This is a genomic window from Pseudomarimonas arenosa, assembly GCF_014841215.1.
Lineage (GTDB): Bacteria > Pseudomonadota > Gammaproteobacteria > Xanthomonadales > Xanthomonadaceae > Pseudomarimonas > Pseudomarimonas arenosa.
The window spans coordinates 1-4830 of sequence record NZ_JACYTR010000110.1 but is presented as its reverse complement, the minus strand read 5'-3'; the positions used below and the strand labels follow the sequence as shown (position 1 = coordinate 4830).

General features: G+C 57.3%; 3 protein-coding genes and 1 pseudogene. All 4 read right to left on the bottom strand.

The window, feature by feature from the left end; genetic code table 11:
• Nucleotides 1–297: pseudogene (locus tag IFO71_RS22135) on the bottom strand (hypothetical protein); the annotation flags it as partial.
• A 656-nt stretch (nucleotides 298–953) separates the two neighbouring features.
• The gene (locus tag IFO71_RS22575) at nucleotides 954–3017 is read right to left on the bottom strand and encodes an RHS repeat-associated core domain-containing protein (RefSeq protein WP_332309435.1); all 2064 of its coding nucleotides are present in this window, start codon (nucleotides 3015–3017) and stop codon (nucleotides 954–956) included.
• Between the two features lie 391 nt (nucleotides 3018–3408).
• Nucleotides 3409–3921, bottom strand: coding sequence for a hypothetical protein (locus IFO71_RS21230; protein ID WP_192031692.1), 513 nt, complete (start codon nucleotides 3919–3921; stop codon nucleotides 3409–3411).
• Nucleotides 3918–4830, bottom strand: a 913-nt coding sequence (locus IFO71_RS22380) for an RHS repeat-associated core domain-containing protein (protein ID WP_192031691.1), incomplete at its 5' end; no start/stop codon positions are given. The genes IFO71_RS21230 and IFO71_RS22380, both read right to left, overlap by 4 nt.

Below are 4830 nucleotides of genomic sequence, written 5' to 3'. Positions count from 1 at the left end.
CGAACACAGCCGGCCCAAACCGTTGTCACAGTCATATTCGTACGCGAGCACGCCCGGCCCTCCAGGCGAGCCATCGATGTTCCATGGTGCCGTGACGGTGTCAATGCGGCCCAGCCTGTCGTACGCGTAATCGATCTGCTTGCCGTCGCCGCGGACTACGGAATCCAGGCGAGTGTTGCCGTAGTTGAACTGCCAGATTCCAGCATCCGGCGTTTTCCGATACAGCAGATTGCCGAAACCATCGAAGTACCGGTAGGGCGGGTCTTGACCCGCCAGGGGAACACACGACACCGCCAAACCGCACCGCTCTGAACATCAGGCTTCATCACTCGCAGCGAGTGATTGCGGCGATTGGCGGCAACAAAGCGGCGGGTCAAGACCCGCCCTACCTTGCTACGCTTGCTGTTGTGAGAAGACCCGCCGTACGCGCGGTTTTCCTAATTGATGGCTGTCCAAGTCTGTTCAAGTCTGTTCCTCTTTCCTAATTGATGGCTGTCCAAGTCTGTTGCCGGCGGGTCAATAGACCCGCCCTACGCGGGCTTAGCCTCCGAGACGGTATCTACGCGACCTTCATCGAGCGGTTCGTTCAAGCCTTTGCACTATGAACACCGTACATTCAAACACAAGATAGGTTCCACCAAACATGGCCAGATACATCCACCCACTTGCAACACCCGGACCACAATACGGCTCCGTTAGGCAGGAAAAAACCCTCGAAGTAATCTGCACCTCGACCCAGAGTGCAGCAGTCGATACCAGCACGGTAACAACCGCAAGGAGCTTGCTCATAGTCCCACTTCGATTCAATTCGAGCAATCGCTTGAGTGCCCGATAAGACCTAAGCGGCAGCAATCCAATAGCTGCAAGACCAATGAAGCCAAGCAGATACATGATTGCACTACCTATCGGGGAACTCATTGGCCCACACCTACTTGATCCAACAGATTCCCTGGTCAAAAGGTCCCGGCTTGTACATTGGGAAAGGATGGGTGCCCGCTCAGTGCTGTCGACGACATCTCTGCACATTGGAAAGGTCCGGCCGCCGGAAGGTCCATGGCCTTATTGATGACACTTTCTTCTTCCTCTCGCGAAGTGTTCTTGCACGTCACTTCAACCTGTTGCTTCTTATGGAATTCCGCGAACTTTGACACATTGGCTGCCTCACCTATTACCAGGCCGCTGCTGCCACCTCCATTCGCTGCTCCGTACGAACCGGCTGGGTCATACAACGCTCGACCACCAGACCCATCTCCACGTGACGTGTAGACCGCTGCATGATCTCTAACGCCCATAGGTCCGACCGTAGTCAGTACACATGTATACAACCCATTTCTATCTATTGCAGCAATCGGATTTCCCCCCACATAACCATACGTATTCACCCCACCCATCAACCCAATCGGATCCGCCTGCGTATACCGTCCCGTACTCGGGTCATAATACCGATGCCAGTTGTAATACAGATTGGTCTCGGCGTCATAGTACTGACCGGGGAAGCCGAGGTTTAGCGCACCAAAGCTGCCGCCCTGCTGCATCACCTCGCGGTGGAACGCGTAGTTCTTGGCCCGCCAGACCGGCTGGTTGGTGCTGTTTGCCACCACTTCCGGTCGGCCCAGGTGGTCGTTATAGATGTAGTTCACCACGCCATTGCGAATCACCGCCACCGGCTGGCCAGCAAAGTACACATACACCGAGGCAATCGCGCCGTCGTCGGTGTTGCTGTTCGGCGCAGTCTCAGCCAACAGCTCACCGCTCGGCGCATGCAGGTAGCGTTGAATCCAACGGCGAGTGGTTCTCAGGCTATCACGGCTGAAGTAGTCAGTTCCGCGGCGCAGCTGGAATCGACTGGGCGGGCTATGGTCGCTGCGATAGGTACGCTGACCGGCGTGGTTGTAGCCATAGGTCCACAAGCCCGCTGTCATCACCGGGCAGGTACCTGCGCGAGCGGTGTCGCATTCGGTTTGGTTGGTGCCTCGCACCACCCAGCGCTGCCGCTGGAACGGGTCGTAGTAGAAGTCGGTACCCTCTGTCGCGCCCCCATGGGTGAGCTGGGTGCGGTTGCCAAGTGCATCGATCTGGTAGCTACGGCTGACACTGCCGCCCGACACACCCTTCAGCCAGTTGCCCTGATAGTTGAGGGTAAAGCCGCTAGTGCCACGGTTGTGGGTTTGCCGGTGGCCGATGCTGTCATAGCTCCAGTACTCGTCCTGGCCGTCATGCCGCCGGCCCATCGTGAGACGATCGACGTTGTTGTAACCAAAGGTCTGCGTGCTGCCGTCGTAGTCGTTGGCAATTGAGCTCATTCGATCATTGGCGTCATAGCCGTAGCTGAGCGACTGCAGGGCGCCGGTGCTGATACTTTGCAGGCGGTTGTCCCACCCGTAGGTCAGTTGGCGCACTGCGCCATTCCCGTAGGTGAAGCTGGACGGCCTACCAGCCGAGCGGTAACTCACATTGGTGAGAATGGTCCGCACCACGCCGTTGACCCTGGCATTGATCGCCGACACCATGCCACCGGCGTAGCTATAGGTAACGACCACGCCATTGGCATAGGTCAAGCTGTAAAGCCGTCCGTACGCGTCGTACTTGTAGCTGACCCCGATGCTGCGCTCTACGGAGTTCTCCACATCTACGAAGTTTTCCACAAGTGACGTCAGCTGACCCAGCTCATCGTAGGTGTAGCGGGTATTGGCGCGACCGCTCCCGTCGTCGAGCGAGTTGGAGACCGAACACAGCCGGCCCAAACCGTTGTCACAGTCATATTCGTACGTGAGCACGCCCGGCGCTCCAAACGAACCATCGATGTTCCATGGCGCCGTGACGGTGTCAATGCGGCCCAGCCTGTCGTACGCGTAATCGATCTGCTTGTCGTCGCCGCGGACTACGGAATCCAGGCGAGTGTTGCCGTAGTTGAACTGCCAGATTCCAGCATCCGGCGTTTTCCGATACAGCAGATTGCCGAAACCATCGAAGTACCGGTAGGGCGGGTCTTGACCCGCCAGGGGAACACACGACACCGCCAAACCGCACCGCTCTGAACATCAGGCTTCATCACTCGCAGCGAGTGATTGCGGCGATTGGCGGCAACAAAGCGGCGGGTCAAGACCCGCCCTACCTTGCTACGCTTGCTGTTGTGAGAAGACCCGCCGTACGCGCGGTCTTCGTCATCGAGGTCGAGCCGCTTCAGCCCATTGGTGATGCTCCACTGCCAGAGCGGCCGAAACAGCTCAGTAGGGCGGGTCTTGACCCGCCAGGGCAACGCACGACACCGCCAAACCGCACCACTCGTAACACCAGGCTTCATCACGTACAGCGAGTGATTACGGCGAATGGCGGCAACAAAGCGGCGGGTTAGAAACCCGCCCTACGTTGCTATTTCGAAGCAACGGGTCAGAGGCGCGCCGCGCCTTACTCACCACACTGATCTGACGGAAGCCGAATGCCGCTTGGCGTTGTCTCGATGTCCGAGACGATTTTCAACGTGTACTCGCGCCACCCCGAGTCGCGAATGCTCAATGCACGCAAACGGAGCTGGTCAATCAATTTCGGGTTCGACGCAAGACTTGAGGAACCAATTTCATTCATGGCGCGAATCAATGTCGCCATATCTCGAACATTGAGGTCTGCTGTGTCTTGTTGCAGACGTTTTTGAATTAGCTCAGCTCCTGCATCCCCACTCAGAGCAAAACAATCCGCCAAGTAGAGCGCCGGCGGATGTCTAATCTGGTTTCCGAAAAAGAAAAGTGTAAGTTGAACTTCCAAGGAGTTCCGACGATAGGATTTCAATCGGTCTGCCATGGGTTGTGAGTAGAAGTCTTGCGCCGAAATTGTTTCCTTTCTCGTCAACCCTGTCGTGCTACAGCCAACACTAGTCGAGACGGCTAGCATAAGCAGGCCTGTCAGCTTCAACCGAGGACTCATGGATTTCCTCCGCAGGTGCAGTCAGTACCAGCTTGTTTCAAGTCGGTCTCAACTTTCGACTGAAGCGTGTAGGCGGGCGCCTCGAACTTGCTGCTTGCCGAGTATCCACTTTTCACAGACCAAAGGTAGCTAACCCAGGTCATGCCCTCTCGATACTGGCCTACGTGGACGAGTTCGTGACCAAGCAGTGCCACCCCTTCTGGCGTGCCCTGAGCATATTCACCGGGCCGAAAGAAGATGCGGTTGCCTCGAGTTATGCCGCCCATGTCCTTAGGCAGATACCAGGGCACCTCGCCATCCCGCAAGTCTGCCTTGTCCAAATCGACTTGCGGAATATAAGGCGCCAGCAAACTCTTTTCGCAGGCGGTAAGAGCTCTCAAGCCTAGTGGGTCAACATACCCCACTGGATCCCCCCCCACATACCCATACGTATTCACCCCACCCATCAACCCAATCGGATCCGCCTGCGTATACCGCCCGGTACTCGGGTCGTAGTAGCGATGCCAGTTGTAATACAGATTGGTCTCGGGGTCATAGTACTGCCCGGGGAAGCCGAGGTTAAGGGCGCCAAAGCTGCCGCCCTCCTGCATCACCTCGCGGTGGAACGCGTAGTTCTTGGCCCGCCACACCTGCTGATTGGCGCTATTCGCCACCACTTCCGGTCGTCCCAGGTGATCGTTGTACACATAGTGCACCGCGCCATTGCGAATCACCGCCACCGGTTGGCCGGCGAAGTACACGTACACCGAGGCAATCGCACCGTTGTCGGTATTGCTGTTCGGCGCAGTCTCAGCCAACAGCTCACCGCTCGGCGCATGCAGGTAGCGTTGAATCCAACGGCGAGTGGTTCTCAGGCTATCACGGCTGAAGTAGTCAGTTCCGCGGCGCAGCTGGAATCGACTGGGCGGG